This is a genomic window from Ferrimonas sp. YIN67, from assembly GCF_057219095.1.
The window spans coordinates 112,708-129,135 of sequence record NZ_JBXVVJ010000002.1 but is presented as its reverse complement, the minus strand read 5'-3'; the positions used below and the strand labels follow the sequence as shown (position 1 = coordinate 129,135).

General features: G+C 54.9%; 17 protein-coding genes. 12 read left to right on the top strand and 5 right to left on the bottom strand.

Annotated features, from left to right (window positions below; all coding sequences use genetic code 11):
- Positions 1 to 13 precede the first annotated feature (13 nt).
- From AC2D8U_RS04275 to AC2D8U_RS04265, 3 genes are read right to left on the bottom strand one after another with little or no spacing between them, the layout of a single operon-like run.
- Positions 14 to 1,507, bottom strand: coding sequence for an aldehyde dehydrogenase (locus AC2D8U_RS04275; protein WP_484617812.1), 1,494 nt, complete (start codon positions 1,505 to 1,507; stop codon positions 14 to 16).
- 15 nt (positions 1,508 to 1,522) lie between these two features.
- Positions 1,523 to 2,077: an HTH-type transcriptional regulator PuuR gene (gene puuR, locus AC2D8U_RS04270; RefSeq protein ID WP_484617811.1), complete on the bottom strand. Its 555-nt coding sequence runs from the start codon at positions 2,075 to 2,077 to the stop codon at positions 1,523 to 1,525.
- A complete protein-coding gene (locus tag AC2D8U_RS04265) occupies positions 2,071 to 2,817 on the bottom strand; it encodes a gamma-glutamyl-gamma-aminobutyrate hydrolase family protein (protein WP_484617810.1) in 747 nt (248 codons plus the stop codon). Before AC2D8U_RS04265 ends, puuR begins: the two co-directional genes overlap by 7 nt.
- Before the next feature lie 43 nt (positions 2,818 to 2,860).
- On the opposite strand from AC2D8U_RS04265, the gene AC2D8U_RS04260 reads away from it, so the two are divergent.
- The 12 genes from AC2D8U_RS04260 (at position 2,861) to AC2D8U_RS04205 (ending at position 15,327) form a co-directional block, all read left to right on the top strand.
- A complete protein-coding gene (locus AC2D8U_RS04260) occupies positions 2,861 to 3,076 on the top strand; it encodes a hypothetical protein (protein ID WP_484617809.1) in 216 nt (71 codons plus the stop codon).
- 36 nt (positions 3,077 to 3,112) lie between these two features.
- On the top strand, positions 3,113 to 4,459 hold the full coding sequence (locus tag AC2D8U_RS04255) for a glutamine synthetase family protein (RefSeq protein ID WP_484617808.1): 1,347 nt from the start codon (positions 3,113 to 3,115) through the stop codon (positions 4,457 to 4,459).
- 18 nt (positions 4,460 to 4,477) lie between these two features.
- Positions 4,478 to 5,968, top strand: coding sequence for a Na+/H+ antiporter NhaC family protein (locus AC2D8U_RS04250; RefSeq protein WP_484617807.1), 1,491 nt, complete (start codon positions 4,478 to 4,480; stop codon positions 5,966 to 5,968).
- Positions 5,969 to 6,624: 656 nt separating this feature from the next.
- Complete coding sequence (locus AC2D8U_RS04245) at positions 6,625 to 7,017, top strand: hypothetical protein (RefSeq protein WP_484617806.1); 393 nt, start codon at positions 6,625 to 6,627, stop codon at positions 7,015 to 7,017.
- A gap of 89 nt (positions 7,018 to 7,106) precedes the next feature.
- Positions 7,107 to 7,796 carry a DUF2971 domain-containing protein gene (locus AC2D8U_RS04240; protein ID WP_484617805.1) on the top strand — a complete coding sequence of 230 codons (690 nt, stop codon included), beginning with the start codon at positions 7,107 to 7,109 and terminating at the stop codon, positions 7,794 to 7,796.
- A gap of 171 nt (positions 7,797 to 7,967) precedes the next feature.
- Complete coding sequence (locus AC2D8U_RS04235) at positions 7,968 to 9,155, top strand: hypothetical protein (RefSeq protein ID WP_484617804.1); 1,188 nt, start codon at positions 7,968 to 7,970, stop codon at positions 9,153 to 9,155.
- Positions 9,156 to 9,297: 142 nt separating this feature from the next.
- Entirely contained in the window at positions 9,298 to 10,218 is a 921-nt protein-coding gene (locus AC2D8U_RS04230; RefSeq protein ID WP_484617803.1) for a hypothetical protein, read from the top strand.
- 364 nt (positions 10,219 to 10,582) lie between these two features.
- A complete protein-coding gene (gene metC / locus AC2D8U_RS04225; RefSeq protein ID WP_484617802.1) occupies positions 10,583 to 11,770 on the top strand; it encodes a cystathionine beta-lyase in 1,188 nt (395 codons plus the stop codon).
- 287 nt (positions 11,771 to 12,057) lie between these two features.
- Entirely contained in the window at positions 12,058 to 13,125 is a 1,068-nt protein-coding gene (locus AC2D8U_RS04220; RefSeq protein ID WP_484617801.1) for a hypothetical protein, read from the top strand.
- An 82-nt stretch (positions 13,126 to 13,207) separates the two neighbouring features.
- Positions 13,208 to 13,861, top strand: coding sequence for a pyrimidine 5'-nucleotidase (locus AC2D8U_RS04215; RefSeq protein WP_484617800.1), 654 nt, complete (start codon positions 13,208 to 13,210; stop codon positions 13,859 to 13,861).
- A gap of 134 nt (positions 13,862 to 13,995) precedes the next feature.
- Positions 13,996 to 14,556, top strand: coding sequence for a hypothetical protein (locus AC2D8U_RS04210; RefSeq protein WP_484617799.1), 561 nt, complete (start codon positions 13,996 to 13,998; stop codon positions 14,554 to 14,556).
- A gap of 330 nt (positions 14,557 to 14,886) precedes the next feature.
- On the top strand, positions 14,887 to 15,327 hold the full coding sequence (locus AC2D8U_RS04205; protein ID WP_484617798.1) for a YtoQ family protein: 441 nt from the start codon (positions 14,887 to 14,889) through the stop codon (positions 15,325 to 15,327).
- 93 nt (positions 15,328 to 15,420) lie between these two features.
- Here the strand turns inward: AC2D8U_RS04205 and AC2D8U_RS04200 are convergent, their stop codons facing one another.
- Both AC2D8U_RS04200 and AC2D8U_RS04195 read right to left on the bottom strand, forming a co-directional pair.
- Complete coding sequence (locus AC2D8U_RS04200) at positions 15,421 to 15,741, bottom strand: cytochrome C oxidase subunit IV family protein (protein ID WP_484617797.1); 321 nt, start codon at positions 15,739 to 15,741, stop codon at positions 15,421 to 15,423.
- 10 nt (positions 15,742 to 15,751) lie between these two features.
- A complete protein-coding gene (locus AC2D8U_RS04195) occupies positions 15,752 to 16,417 on the bottom strand; it encodes a heme-copper oxidase subunit III family protein (RefSeq protein WP_484617796.1) in 666 nt (221 codons plus the stop codon).
- Positions 16,418 to 16,428 lie beyond the last annotated feature (11 nt).

The window sequence follows — 16,428 nt, the reverse complement described above, 5'->3', positions numbered from 1 at the left end:
CTCGCGCTCCTTGTCAGTAGCTGCCCAGCCGCAGCCAGGTGGTCTTAACTTCCGTGAATTTTTCCAGGGCATGCAGGGATTTATCCCGGCCGTTACCACTTTGCTTGTAGCCACCAAAGGGCACCGTCATATCCCCGTCGTTATAGTTGTTGATCCACACCGAGCCGGCCCGCAGTTGCGACGCCACCCGGTGGGCCCGATCCAGATCACTGGTCCACAGTGCCGCCCCAAGGCCATAGGGGGAGTCGTTGGCGATGGCCACCGCCTCGGCCTCGGTTTCAAAAGGGATCACGCACAGCAGGGGCCCGAAGATCTCCTCCCTGGCCACCGCCATATGGTTCTCCACATCGTCGAGGATCATGGGGGTGACAAAAGCCCCCGGCCCTTCGAGATCGCCGCCGCAGCGCAGGGTCGCGCCCGCCGACAGCCCCCGGGCCAGGTAGTCGAGCACCTTGCTCTTGTGCTCCTGATCGATCAGGGCCCCCATGCAGGAATCGGGATCCAGAGGATCCTTGGGGGCAAATTGTTCGGCATAGGCCACCACCTTGGCGACGAATGCCTCCTTGATGCTGGCGTGCACCAGCAGACGGGTGGCAGCCACGCACACCTCCCCCTGGTTGTAGAAACAGCCCGACGCGGCCTGGCGCGCCGCCTCATCGAGGTTCTTGTGATCGGCAAAGACGATATTGGCGTTTTTGCCGCCGGCTTCGGCCCAGATCCGTTTCATGTTGGACTCACCGGCACAGATCATCAGCCGCCGTGCCACCGCCGTGGAGCCGGTAAAGGTGAGACAATCCACATCCATATGCAGGGCCAGTGCCTCGCCCACCTCATGGCCAAAGCCCGGCAGGATCTGCAGTACCCCAGCGGGGATCCCCGCCTCATTGGCCAGTTGGCCCAGGTAGATTGTCGTCAGGGAGGACTTCTCCGACGGTTTGAGGATCACGCTGTTGCCGGCCGCCAGCGCCGGACCCAACTTCCAGCAAGCCAACCAAAGGGGGAAGTTCCAGGGCACCACGGCGGCGACTACGCCTATGGGCTCATGCTTGATAAAGGCGTGGACATCGTCCTGGGTGGGTGCCACTTCGCCGTAGCACTTGTCGATGGCCTCGGCATACCAGCGGATGGCACTGGCCGCACCGGGAATGTCCGTGCTGCGGCTGTGGGCGATGGGTTTACCTGTCTCCAGGGTTTCCAGCAACGCCAGAGTATCGGCATGGGCCTCGATCCCATCGGCCAGGCGCATCAGCACCGCCTTGCGCTGGGCCGGGGTTTGCCCCCGCCAGTCGCCCCGCTCGAACGCCACCCGAGCCAACTCCACGGCGTTGTCGGCATCGGCGCCGTTGCATCGGGCCACCTGGCCCAGCACTTCGCCGTCCGCCGGATTAAGGGTGGCAAAAGTCTCGCCGCTGATGGCCGGGCGATATTCGCCTCCGACAAAGGCACGGGTTTCCAGTACCAGTTGCTGTTTCAGGGCGTGCCACTGAGCTTGATTATTTATGGGCATAATGAGGCGTCCAGATCAGAAGTTGGCAGGGCTGTGGGCGCTGACAATACGGCACACCCCCTGGCTGTGATTGATGAATTGGTGAGGAATATTGGTGTCGAACAGATAGCTTTCACCGGCCCGAATGGTGTGCCGGGCTTCCCCTAGGATCAGGGTGATCTCCCCCTCCAGCACAGTGCCCGCTTCTTCGCCGTCGTGGACAATGCGCTTGTCACCGGTGTCGGCGCCGGGCTGATAGGTCTCCAGCAGGAACCCCAACTGACGCTGGGGCCGACCGTCACACACCAGTTTCATGGAGACTCCCTCATTCCCAAGCTCCACCAGTTCATCGGGACCCAGCACGGTCCGTGAAACATGGGGAGGCTTATCGAAGGTAAAAAACTCCGCCAGGGAGAGGCCAAAGACCTGCACAATTTTGTGCAGTGATCCTACCGAAGGGCTGACCTTGCTGTTCTCGATGGCGGAGATGGCGCTGTGGGTGATGTCCGCCTGCTCCGCCAGCTCCCGCTGGGAGAGCCTGTGCTGTTTGCGCAGTTGCGCGATCTTGCTGCCGATCTGACCCTCTAACATGCTTCCTCCCGGCGCCCGGCGCAGTCGATAAAGTGACGAAACAGGCGCTGAGAAAAGGGCAACTCGGTGGCCTGCCACTCGGGGTGCCACTGCACCCCGACAAAATAGGGGTGATCCGCCAGACTGAACGCCTCGATCAACCCATCCTCGGCGGTCGCCTCGATCCGCAACCCGGGAGCCAGTTGCAACACCCCTTGGTTATGCAGCGAGTTGACCGGAAACTGGTCGATACCGGGCCACCAGTGAGCGATATGCCCACCGGGTGTCACCCGTACCTGATGCTGATGGGCATACTTGACGGCAAAATCGCTATCAGCGGGTTCACGATGGTCCAAGGCACCGTCGCGCTGGTGAACGGCGGGATCCAGGGTGCCCCCCAGGGCCACGTTGATCTCCTGAAAGCCGCGGCAGATCCCAAGCAGGGGGATCTTCAACTCGACGCACAGGCGGATCAGGGTAAAGGCGAGTTGGTCCCGCCCCTCATCCGGACGAGCCTCATGGTGACTGGCGCCATATCGATGGGGAGCAACATTGGAGTGACTGCCGGGCAAGAGCACGCCATCGAGCCGTTCAAGCAGGCGCCGCACACCGGCTTCATCATCACCGGCGCTCAACACACAGGGAAGACCACCAAAATCACGGACCGCCTGTATATAGAAGTCGTTCACCGCGGCAATGGCGTAACCTTCGTTTCGCTTTCGACAACTCACGATCCCAATCACCGGTTGCTGCTGCATCATCCACCCCAGCCGTTCACTATAATGAGCACTATCCTAGGCAGGCATGGAAGATAAAATCAACACCGGCGCAACACTTGGGAAAAGTTCATTTAACGGACATTTGGTATCTTTTGCTGAAAACGGTCCATTTGACCGATTTTTCTTCTGTTGCAGGCCAGCAGGGATTGATCTAGATCACAAATTAAAGGCAAATTCAGCATCTCTTGTGCAAAAAATCAGCAGGAGGGTGTTTGCTTTTTTGACCATGGCTGTGAAATAAATAAAACACGTTCGGTCAAAATCGAGAACACTCAGCATGGATGAGCTTCGAGAAAGGGTTAATTATATTAGACAGTCTTGGCCTGAGATCCGCTTCCTGGACCTGATCTTCACCGATCTCAATGCCATTCCCCGGGGCAAGCGGATCGCCATCGACGACGCGGAGAAGCTCGCCAAGGGGGTATACCTCCCCCTCTCCAACAATGCACTGAGCATTAAAGGCGCGGTGGTCGAGGACTCCGGCCTGGGGCAGGAGTGCGGCGAGCCGGATCACATCTGTTACCCCATAACGCCATCCCTGATCCCCAGTGCTTCCCCCGAGATAGGCCAAGTGATGCTGACCATGATGGATGAAAACGGTCTGCAACCCTGTCCCCTTCAGCCCCGCAACGTACTGGCCAACCTGCTTGATCAATTGGCCGAGCAGGGACGCTACCCGGTCGTGGCATTGGAGCTGGAGTTCTATCTGGTGGACCGCCAACGCAACGCGCAGGGTGAGCTTCAACCCCCCATCAATCCGGTGAGCGAGGACAGGGAGAGTTTCTGTGACATCCACAGGATCGACAACCTGGATGACTACACCGAGTTTCTCGCCGAGCTCAACGATCTCGCCCAGGCTCAGTGCCTCAACACCAGTGGCGCCGTCGCCGAGGCGGCACCGGGCCAGTTCGAACTCAACTTCCACCATCAGGGCGATCTGCTCGCCGCCTGCGATCAGGTGATCTACGCCAAGCGGCTGATCCGCAAAGTCGCCCAAAAACACGGGTTCGACGCCACCTTTATGGCCAAGCCCTTTGCCCAGGAGGCGGGCAGCGGTATGCATATCCACCTCTCACTGATCGACGCGCAGGGCAACAACCTTTTCTCCAATCCCGATGGCAGCGCCAGCGATCTCTTTGCGCAAAGCATCGCCGCACTGATCGCCGCCATGCCCGAGTCCATCGGCCTGCTCTGCCCCAATATCAACGCCTACCGGAGATTCAGCGCCGAGCTGCTCACCCCCACCCAGGCGGACTGGGGTGAAAACCACCGGGGAGTCGCCCTGCGCGTCCCGGTGAGCGATCCGCAAAACCGGCGCATCGAGCACCGCATCGCCGGCGCCGACGTCAACCCCTACCTGCTGGCCGCCGTGCTGCTCTGTGGCCTGCTCGAAGCCGGGCAACTCAGCCCAGACCAGTGTCCACCGCCTCTGTCCGATCATGCCGCCGCCCTGCCGATCCGCATGTCCGACGCCCTCTGGCTGCTCAAACGCAGCGAGATCTTCCCCAAATACCTGGGACAGGAGTTCCTGTCTCTGTACCTGGCATGCAAACAAAGCGAACTGGCTGAATTCGAACAAAACATCACCTCGCTTGAAGTTACTTGGATGCTGCATTCAGCCTGACAAACAAAGGACGATGCCATGACTACCGATACCACCGCCGTGCTCCCCGCCGGCATCAAGCTACCCCTGCCACGGGGGGCGATCATCGCCCTGATGCTGGCCACCGTGATGGGCTTTGTTGCCATCGGCCAGAGCCACACGGCGGACACTCCCTTCGGCTGGCTCAGCCTGCTCCCCACCCTGCTGGTGCTGGTGTTTGCCCTGATCACCCAGCGCACCGTGGAGTCACTGTTCTGCGGTGCCGCCGCAGGCCTGCTGATGCTGCAACCCGCCGAGCTGATTGGTGGCGTGGTGGATCTCTCCATGTCGGTGATGATGGACGAAACCATCGCCTGGCTGATCCTGGTGTGCGGCCTGATGGGTGGCCTGATCACCCTGCTGGAAAAGGGCGGCAGCGTACTGAGTTTTTCCAATGCCATGGTCAAGCGGATCAAGAGCCGCCGCCAATCCATGCTGACCACAGTCGCCCTGGGACTGCTGGTGTTCATCGATGACTACCTCAACGCCATCGCCATCTCCTCGTCGATGAAGAAGATCACAGACAACTACCGGATCTCCAGGGAGAAACTGGCCTACCTGGTGGATTCCACGGCGGCTCCCATCTGCATCCTGGTGCCCATCTCCACCTGGGCCGTGTTCTTTGGCTCCCTGCTTGAGGCCAACGAGATCACCAGCAGCGGCAACGGCCTGCGGGCCTACATCGATGCCATTCCCTACATGATCTACGGCTGGGTTGCCCTGGCCGTAGTGGCCCTGGTGGCCTGGGGCAAGATCCCGGATCTGGGCCCCATGAAAGCGGCCGAAGCCCGAGCCCTAGCGGGACAGCCGCGCCCCGAGGGCAGTGAGGAGATCAGCTTCGGCCCCGGTGAAGCCCCCAAAGATACTGGTGCCCTGGGCGTGCTGAACTTTGCCCTGCCCATGGTGGTGCTGGTGGCCGCCAGTTGGTACTACGACATCGATCTGCTCGCTGGCGTCGTCGTGGCGCTGATCTTTACCATGGTCCTCTACGGACTGCAGAACCTGGTGACCCTCCATGGCATGTTCGATGCCGTGTACGATGGCATCAAGATCATGCTGCTGCCCATCGCCACCGTGGTAGGCGGCTTTATGCTGAAAAACGTCAATGACCGCCTCGGCCTGACCCAGTACGTCATAGAAACCGTGGCACCCTATCTCTCTGCGGGACTGTTCCCGGCCATCATCTTTCTGGTGATGACCGCCCTGGTGTTCGCCACCGCGTCCTCCTGGGGCCTGTTTGCCGTGGCCATGCCCATCGTCTTTCCCCTGGCCGCCGCCGTCGGCTCGCCCCTGCCCGTGGTGATCGGCGCACTGATCTCCGCCTCGGCGGCCGGCAGCCACTCCTGCTTCTTCTCTGACTCCACCGTACTGTCCGCCCAGGGCAGTGGCTGCAGCGCCATGCAACACGCCTTCACCCAGATCCCCTATGCGCTGATCGGGATCCTGATAACCGCCCTGGGCTTCGTCGCCCTCGGCATTTTCTCCCTGTAAACCTCAAGGCACAGGCACGCCCTTGGCGTCCTGTGCCTGCTCTGTCTCCTCCCTTCTGGCCAGGCCAAACCACCCTCGACACACCCGGCTGATAAACTGCTTATGGATAATCTGCTGCCGAGCACAATGCCAGGCGACAAAAAGCTCATGGTAAACCCGGAGCAAATCCCTAATGGCTTGGCCCAACAGCACCAGCGATATTCACTGCCGATAACAACGCAGGTAGAGGTATTGGCCAACGAAGACTCAGCTTTACTTCAATCCGGGCAAAGCTCTTCTGAGCCCTTCCCAAAATCAACGCCATCCCATACGCTGTTGCCCTAGTTGGTGGTAAAAGAGTGGCCGTCAAAATCAAAGTCGTAGCAGTCAATTCCGTCAGTTCGCTGCCACTCGATGTGATGGCAAACAGGTTCGCCCGTACCCTAATCCGTACTCTCAATGACTGGGCGTACCTTGGGAAGATCACCCTGAGCAATGGATGCTGCACTAACGTTCCGATACTTCGCCCGATGCCCTTTCCGCCGGACTGCAGTCACCATATTTTGCGGTACTTCCTGTTTTATTTGTACATATTGCCTCCAACCTTACAAGGTAGGAGAAGCTTGCAAGGTAACGCAACCTTGCACGGTCGGACTAATACACTGTTAGATAGACTTATGAAGTGGTTACAAGCAATCCTCATCGTCTTTCTCATTTGGGGGGCGATAGAGCTCTATGAGAGTGATGTTTCAAGTGAAGCACTCGTGCTGTATGCGACGAGTGAGATTGAGCTAAACCGTACCGAAGATTGGTTCAATGGCAACGGTGATCTACGGGTCTTAGAAAGTGGCTCTTACGCTAATGTGGAATCTTGTAGAGAAGATGGGAAAGGCGATGTCCATTTAGTCATTGAGTTGGATGGAACCACGTATTATGTGAGAGGGAATGCTTTCCTACTGAATCGGGTTGAGATGGGCTGGTTCGACTTTCACATCTTACGAAAAGGCGCAAGCGGTTGTTTAAATGAGTTTGGTAGGCATAAGTACAGTGCCAATGACTCGTCTATCTAACAAGCCCAATCAGAAATGCGCACTGCGTGCGCGGGATCTCGCTACGCTCGTCCCCTGTTGGGGGCGTTAAGTTTCAACAGGTAGTTCAAATGAACAAAAATACATTTTACAAATATAAATCACTAGGTAATTTTGAGTTCGTATTGGACATATTGCTTCGAGAAAGATTGTATGCCAGTAAGTATAGTGAGCTTAATGACCCCATGGAGGGAGTGATTAAGGTTGACGGTACGATCCCTGATGACCTAGAGGAAGTGTGGAAAAACGTACTCGAAGATCTTCGAGTGTGTTGTTTTACTCCTGACGATTCAAACATATTGATGTGGGCACATTATGCAGATGGTGGGCGTGGTTGTGCCATTGAGTTTGAACTGCTAGAAAGTTCGGAACCAGTTAAAGTTTCTTATCGAAACAAGCCAAAGGTTTCTAAAAATCAATTAACAAAAGACAAGGCGATAGAAATTTTAAAATATAAGGATTCGAGTTGGAAGTATGAGAAAGAGTTCCGCTGTATCACATCGGACATATATGTACCGATTGCAGTGAAAAAATTGATACTCGGACCAAAAGTGCAATCTTCCACAGTTGAACTCTTACAAGGGATTCTTCGGTGCTGTAAGCCAGAGTTGCAAGTTGTTCAACTTAAAGGCAGGGGAGACAGCGTTGTTGAACGTGTACAAATGACCGTTGGAAGTAAAAGGGTTTATTACCGTGAAAGCGAAGAATGCTCAAAATGTTTGGAGTTGGGGCATTACAGAGAACAGTTTGTCCATCGGTAAAAGAAACTTAACAAACAATTTAAGAGTGATTCAGCACGCTTGGCATTTTTGGCTTGGGTCGAGTTCAGCGATTACGGTGGTCAAATTAAGTATAGTGGTTGCGTGCTTCACACCTTAATTGGGCGTTAGGCAATTCATATAATCATCTAATTTTGCATTGGAGTTAACTTAGTGGAAAACAGCGTTTTTGTAATGACAGGTGATACGCCTTTAGCAGAAACAAGCCTCAAGAGATTGGTTGTTCAACATCAAAGCATTGGATTCAGTCATATTGACGATAAAGCGATAGTTAATGATGGCGAAGTCTTTGAAGACTTTGGCTCTATGACAACTGTTTGGGGTGATAGAGGCCATTACCCACGAGTTGATGATTACGATGATTTATATCATGACTTAATGAAAGGTCTTGGAAACCTCACTAATCGAAGAATAGTAAACCTAATTCATTCAAGTGATGTAAAATCGATAGACCCTGCATCATATTGGATTGCGCACAATGCTGCTTTATCACAAAAGTCGTTAGTAAGAAGTGCCGCAATAGATGCAACTGACTCCAAGCTTCCCTTTAGTTTGCCTAATACGATAGTCAGTGGCGGTGGGTTTGCGCCAAGCGGGCTAAAGTCTAAGCATGAAGTTCCATATCGGCCTAGGGTGACATTTGAAGATATTAGTGATGATTGGTTAACAATCGCAAACTTACGTGTAGGCAGGGCGCTAAAAGCCATTCGCGTAGCTCAAGCTATAAGAGCCACTCCTATAGCTGTTGACTCTATTAATACGAATATATCTTTAGAGTATCTGAAATCTAATTCAAGCGTATATAAACAGCACAGCTCTATTATCGACTTTTCATTCGAATATAGCGTTATTGATAACGATAAGCTTGAAGAGGTGCTCAAGGATGCATCATGGGAGGATGTATTGCACATCAGGAAGAAAATATTGCCGATACTTGCTCAGACAAAAAGCTCAATCTCTAAAAAAATGAATAAGATGGACCAATATGACAATAAATCGCCAGAAGAGCTGATTAACTTTGTTACTAACCTCCATCACGAATTTTTCAACCTAAAAGAAAGAGAATATGAAGCTTGGGAAGCACTAAGAATTGGTAGTGTGTTAAAGGCGGGGGGTACTGTTGGGGCCGCTGTTGGAGCCTGGAATCTAGGTTCTGCAATTATTCCAATGACGATGGGGGTAACGGAGTCAATTACTTCACTATTAGCAACAGGTCTTGTCGCTTCGGCGGCTATGAAAGATGAACTTCAAGCGCTTATTCCGGCCAGAAGAAAGTTAAAGGAGCATCCATTGTTTATATTAGATGGCTGTAAATCTTTTCCGTTGTCCGAAATTGCCTAACAAACAATTTAATAGGGATTCCCAACGCATGGCACTTTTGCTTCTACTTAAATTTTAATGGTTACGGTACAATGCTTTAGGTAGGGCGGTGGCGTTGCTCACCCCTTAATTGGGCGTTAGGCGAATAATGTGGAAACGGTAGATGGCAATGAATTATTACATTATCGGAAGTAAGTATGGAAATCAGAGTCGCGGGTTCGATGACATCTTACCTTTAATGTTAAAAAGAGGTGTTATTGCAACAGGATTTAATTGGTATGAGGACATGCAAGAGTTCGTAGGTAAAACTCATGAAGTCATAATCACGCACTTAAAAGAAAAGGCAGAATCAAAAGAATCTTATTACACGCTCAAGCATTTTCTTAATTTGAAACCAGGTGATTTGGTTGCTATAAAAATACACAGCGCACCTTCAGGTAAACAAGCACGCCTTGTAATCGGGGCATATGCAATTGTTAAAGGTGTAGGCTTACCAGTTTATAAACACTGTGATGATTTAGGTCATACAATAGAGGTTGATTTTATTGAAACAGGTTTGGATTATGAGCTTCCGTTTGGCTACGGCCAGACTATTCATAAGGTTGAGGACCCAGAACGAATCAAGCCAATTTTTGGCTATTATTCATATGAAGTGGCTAAACCTGAGTCTAAAGGAAGTCAGCTTCATTTGAAAAATACTGATGACGTAATAGTTGAAGCTACGGCTGGCTATGTTTCTTCTCGTGCTCATAATAAGATTCAGAATTTACTGGCTGATGAATTAGTAAAAACACATGGTTTAGAGTGCGTGAAAGTGGAGAAAAACTTTATCGACGTACTAGTTGAGTTAGAAGATAAGTTCATCCTGTATGAGGTTAAGTCATATTTTTCCTCTGATCGTTGTATACGAGAAGCTCTTGGGCAGGTTTTACAATATGGGCACTTCTTGAAGGCTCGTTCTGGTAAAGCTGTTGAGTATGTAGTTGTTGGTCCCTCTAATGTAGATGACTCTGAAGATTCCTATTACACATATGTATCTAATACTCTAAAAGAGACATTCACGTATAAACGAGTATTCGCCTAACAAACTGTTTAAGAGTGATTTGAAGTTGACCCGTTTTAGTGGACACTCAATCGCTAATGATTGAGGTGTTAGATGCCTGCCGACAGGACAGGAAAACGGACGCAGCAGTATGGCGTCGAACTCACGGTCAAAGCAGTAACCTGATCACGACTTGACCGCGGTAACGCCTTAGCCCCGGGTCCTCATGGCTGCCGGGAGGTGCAGCGTTGTTTGCCGGGCTGAGTCCAGGCTGGCGCCCCGCCACCATTGCCAGCATCCATGGCTTTCGATACTGTGCATCAACCCCTAATTGAAGATAACAAAGGCGGGGGGCCGATCGTGAAACCCTCACCGCCAACAAAAGATCGACAGGAAGTACCCAACCATGAGCTCAAAGAAGACCGCTAGCCAATTGATCTCCGCCGGCCGGGAAGCCCAGTATGCACACGGGGCCGTGAATCCCGTGGTTCAACGGGCCTCCTCCCTGGTATTTGACTCCGTAGCCCATAAGAAAACAGCCACGGCAGGGCGCGCCACCGGTGAGCTGTTCTACGGTCGTCGCGGCACACAAACCCACTTCGCCCTGCAAAAGGCAATGACCGAGTTGGAGGGGGGCGCTGGCTGTGTCCTCTACCCCTGTGGTGCGGCGGCGGTGACCAATGCCATCCTCTCCTTCGTTCAGGCCGGTGATCATGTATTGATGACCGGGGCTGCCTACGAGCCGACCCAGGACTTCTGTAACATCATGCTGGCCAAGATGAATGTGGCCACCAGCTATTATGATCCCACCCTGGGTGCTGGCATTGCCGATCTGATGCAGCCCAATACTCGAGTGGTGTTCCTCGAGTCCCCCTCCTCCATCACCATGGAGGTTCAGGACATTCCCGCCATCGTCGGTGCCGTTCGCGCGATCAATCCGGAGGTGGTGATCATGATCGACAACACCTGGGCGGCGGGGATCCTGTTCAAGGCGCTGGAGTACGGCATCGATATCTCCATCCAGGCCGGTACCAAGTACATCATCGGCCACTCCGATTATATGCTGGGCACCGCCGTCGCCAACGAGCGCTGCTGGGCACAGTTGCGGGAACAGTCCTACCTGATGGGCCAGATGGTGGATGCCGACACCGCCTACATGGCCAGTCGCGGGCTGCGTACCATGGGCGTCCGCCTGGCTCAGCACGCCAAGGCCAGCCTCGAGGTCGCCCAGTGGCTGAAGACCCGGCCGGAAGTGGCGCGGGTGAACCACCCGGCCCTGCCCGACTGCAAGGGCCATGAGGTCTTCCTGCGGGACTTTACCGGGGGCAACGGCCTGTTCTCCTTCGTGCTGAAACAGCGGCTGAGCGACAGTCAGATGGCCGAGTTCCTGGATAACTTTACCCATTTCTCCATGGCCTACTCCTGGGGAGGCTTTGAGTCATTGATCCTGGCCAATCAGCCCGAGGAACTTAACCAGATCCGCCCGGCCGCCCCGGTGGACTTCGAGGGCACCCTGGTACGGGTTCACATCGGTCTGGAGGATGTGGAGGATCTGATCGCCGATCTGGCCGCCGGCCTCGCCCGCATCGCCTGAATCCGCTCGCGACACCTGCCCTGGGACTTCCCCAGGGCCCCTCTATTGCCACCCGCCCTCTTTATGTACCCTGTCGCTTCTTGAGCACTATCCCCAATCGCCTGTCAGTCTAATTTTATTTACCGGCCCGCTTGGTCGTCTCGACTGAGTGCATCGTACATTTTTGATCGCCCCTAGAGCTTATCGGGGCCGATCTCATGCCCGGAGCGTGATAGCCGGTGAGCCTCATCGGTACCCCGCCAGGGCCAAGCGATCGCTCACACCGACTCCAGGCCTTTCGGCCGATAATGACAACAAACAGCAGCGTGGATCAGATGCACCAAAGCAACCCCTTCAAACGCCTTATTGCCAACATCGAGTATTCAACCGAAGCGGCACAAAACAGAGAAGAGCTGATCGAGGTGATCAACCTGGTCAACGAGTATCCCGGCACCCTGCGCAGCAATGCCCGCAGAGAAAATTGGCTCGCCCTGGCTGTGCTGTCGATGAATCTCCCCTGGTTGCTGTTCTGCTTAAACAGTGGGCTGAGCCTGGCCTGGCTGATTGGCACGATCGGTTTGGTGATCGCCGCAATTTTTATCCGCCGTTACGGTCGTGAAAAAAATGCCTGGATTGTGCGCCTGTCAGACCGGATCTTCGAAAAAGACATCCACTTCAACGATACCCTTAAACCAATCCATGCCAATGCCAAGCTGGAGGCCAAGAAACTCGCCAAACGCTTTAGCGAGTTTCAGCGCGGCAACGCCAGTCGCCAACTGCTTGCCTGGTTCCACGGTAAGTTTGAGAGTTCTGAACTGAAGTTCGAGTATCACTTCTATCAGCTCCACTATCAGGACCAGCTCGAACTGGACACGACCAAGCCACTGGAGCGGGTCAAGTCGGCACTGGGAGAGCCTGTGTCACTGCTGGACAGCTACCGCAACGGCATTCTTGTGCCCTTTACCCACAGCCCGTTGAAAGGGATCAGCATCAGTGCCGATCCCGAGATGACCTCGTGCAATCATCACCACCAAACCGGCAATCCTACCTTCGATGCCCACTACAAGATCCAGGCCGACGCCGAGGTGGATCCCGGTGTCGTACTGACCTCGGAGATCGTCGACGCCCTGGAACTGTTGCTCGATGAACTGGACGCCCCCCACCTGGAGATCAGCTCGGATGGCCACCTGTGCATCTCTTTCCAGGATGAAGGCCCCCTGCCCACCCGCCGCCAGTTCGGCCTGGATCAGCCTGACGACTTTGCCAATGAACTGCGCCACCATGGGGCCATTCCAAAGCTGGCTTGTCTGGTGGAACTGGTCAACCTGCTGGTCTCTCGCCTGGATACCCGACTCAACAACACTCAGGCGGCTTGATCTCCGTGCGGCTTCGGCCGCTATTTGCACTGGGATAGCACGATTGCTATCCTTGCGCCCCCGCTGAACCGGAGTTTTTTCTGTGACCCCTCTGCTCGAACGCGACATCTACCTGTTTGATCTCGATAATACCCTCTATCACCCTGACAACCAGATCATCGAACAGATCATCCAGCGCTTTCGCGACTACGTGGCTGAGGCCTTGAACCTGTCACCAGAGCAGGCTGACGACTTGTGCCACCGCTACTATCTCAAGTACGGCGGCACCCTGCGCGGCATGCAACTGCACCACCCCGAGGTCGATCTGGAAGCACTCTCCTTCTATGCCCATGACGTCGATCTCACTCAGGTCCGCGCCGCACCACAACTGGCCCAGGCATTGCTGGCCAACAATAAGACCCGCTACGTCTTTACCAACTCGCCGCGTCCCTACGCCGAGCGACTGTTGGAGCATCTGGGTTTGCGCCACTGTTTCGATGGCCTGTTCTCCGTCGAGCAAACCGATTACAAGATGAAGCCCCACCCTCACGCCTTCCAGACCATCTGTGATCACTTCGGTTTCGAGTCTCGCACGGCGGTGATGTTTGACGATCAGCCATCCAACTTGACCACGGCGCTGGAGATGGGGATGCGTACCGTCCTGGTGAACCGAGACGATCTCAGCCAGTCTTCAGCCTGTTACAAAACTGAGCAGCTGGCCAGCTTCGTCGGCCAACTCAATCAGTTAAATCCCTAGTTCCCAGCCAACGGCAAAGCCGCCAGCCTGATATATACTGACAAGGTTTTAAATCCGAGCGAACGAGTCGGCTTTCTACCCGTTTGGGCGAGATTCTCCCGGCTCCCGGCCACTCTAGGAAGCCTTCTGTGGGGATGCATATGGTTCGGCACTACTATCTGAGCAATAGCCTCTGGGAGTTGGAGCTTGTCGAGCGACAGCTGGAGAAGCGTGGCCTGTCACCGGCCCAGATCCATGTGCTGAGCCAGAAACCCAGCCTGGCGGCCCGCTTCAAACTGCTCCCCCTCTCAGAGTTCTGGCTGTACGATCTGCCCCACTACCTCTGGCGGGGTCTGGCTCTGGGCCTGCTGTTATCCGCTGCCGTTCTGGCTGGGGTCGCCTATTCCGGCTGGGCCGAGGCGGTAGGCAGCTGGCTACCCTTCGTCATGCTGGCGCTGATGGTGCTGGGGTTTTGTACCTGGGAAGGCGGCCTGATCGGCTTGAACTCTCCCCATCACGATCTCGGCCGTTTTCACCAGGCGATCGATCGAGGCCAGCATCTGTTGCTGGTGGATGTCGACCCCCAGCAGGAGGCCAAACTGGCAGCCGTGATGGCCGAGCACCCCATGCTTGCCGATAAAGGCACCAGCGAAGGGGCCTGGCCGCCGCTGGTGAAAGTACAGCATTGGTGGCTCAGACGACGCCGTTCGCCATAACCCCATGATTGGCCCCATCTGAGGTCCCTGGGGCCAAGGCATTAAACGCTCTCCTCTTCGAAACCTTCCCATGCTCAAAACATTGTCCCGATTATCACCGGCACGTCAGACTGTAGCCCTTGTTTTTTCAAAAACTTATTTAAGACCAGCCCAGGGTTGGACACAGGCTGCAGGGCACTGGCAGACTGGGCGGCAGGGTTGAAACGGGCGCACTCCCGCACGACGCCAACAAAGGCTCACGCATTCGAAGAGATGCGACGAGACGCAGTGCAGACCGAGTAAATTCAACAACCGAATTGACGACAAAAATGATGAATACAGGTGGTGGTTATGGAATTAAATATCTATCTCTCCGGTGAGATCCATACGGACTGGCGTGAGCAGATCATTCGCGGGTGCCAAGAGCAGGGGCTACAGGTGACTTTCTCATCCGCGGTAACCGATCACGAAACCTCTGACAGTGCCGGCGATCTGCTGGGTACCCCAGAAACAGGCTTCTGGCGGGATCATAAGTCTGCCAAGGTGAACGCCATGCGGACCAAAACCCAGATCGAGAAGTGTGACATTGCCGTCGTCCGCTTTGGTGATCAATACAAGCAGTGGAACGCGGCTTTCGACGCCGGCTACTGCGCTGCCCTGGGCAAGCCCTACATCACCCTGCACAGCGAAGCGCTGATCCACCCTCTCAAGGAGGTGGATGCCGCAGCCCAGGCCTGGGCCGAGACCCCGGAGCAGGTGGTGGCGATGATCAAGTACATTGCCACGGCGTAATCCCTGGCAGCAACGCAAACAGGCCCCCGGCTCAGGGGGCCTGTTTGCGTCCAGAACAGCAATCTCCTTCCAGCCGAAGCGCCCGCCGCAGATCTAGCCTGCACCAAAGGCCAGGTGTGCCAAGCGGTTACCAAAGATGTAATGGCCCTCCAAGGCAAGGAGCATCACCAAAACCAGCAGCACTAACGGGGGCAGCAAGATGGCGTAGATCAAGGCCATCCGTTCCCACATCATGTGCATGAAGACCGACACGATAAGGCCCGCCTTCAGCACCATAAACAGGATGATCAAGGACCAGCGCAACATGCCCTGAACCTGCAGATAATCCACCATGTAGGACATGGCGCTGAGCAAAAACAGCAGGGACCAGATCTTGAAATAGAGTCCCAGCGGATGTTGTTGAGCCTGTTCCATAACGGACTCCTTACCAGAGGTAGAAGAAGGCAAAGATGAAGACCCAGACCAGATCGACGAAGTGCCAATAGAGTCCCACGGTTTCGACGATCCCGTAATCCCCCCCTTCGTAGTCTCCCCGCGCCACCTTCCTGGCAAAGATCAGCAACAACAGGACGCCGATGGAGACATGCAAACCATGAAACCCGGTGATCATAAAGAAGGACGCCCCGAACTGGGCGGCCCCCATTGGGTTGCCCCAGGGACGTACCCCCTCCTCGATCAACTTGGACCACTCAAACGCCTGCATCCCCACGAAGGATGCACCGAGGATGGCGGTGGCGATCATCAACCAGGCCGCCACCTTGCGGTTGCGCCGATAGCCATAGTTTACCGCCAGGGCCATGGTGCCGCTGGAGGTGATCAGGATAAAGGTCATGATGGCAATGAGCAGCAAGGGAACGGTGTGACCGGCGACGGTCAAGGAGAACACCTCTGCCGTCAGGGGCCAGGGCTCCACCGCCGCCAGCCTGGCACTCATGTAGCCCACCAGGAAGGTGGCGAAGATGAAGGTGTCGCTGAGCAGGAAGATCCACATCATCGCCTTGCCCCAGGACACCTTGAAGGTTTCCCTGTCGTGGGACCAATCCTGGATCACACCGGTCCACCCCGGCTTGCCTTCGGTTTTACTACTCATAACCGATCCCT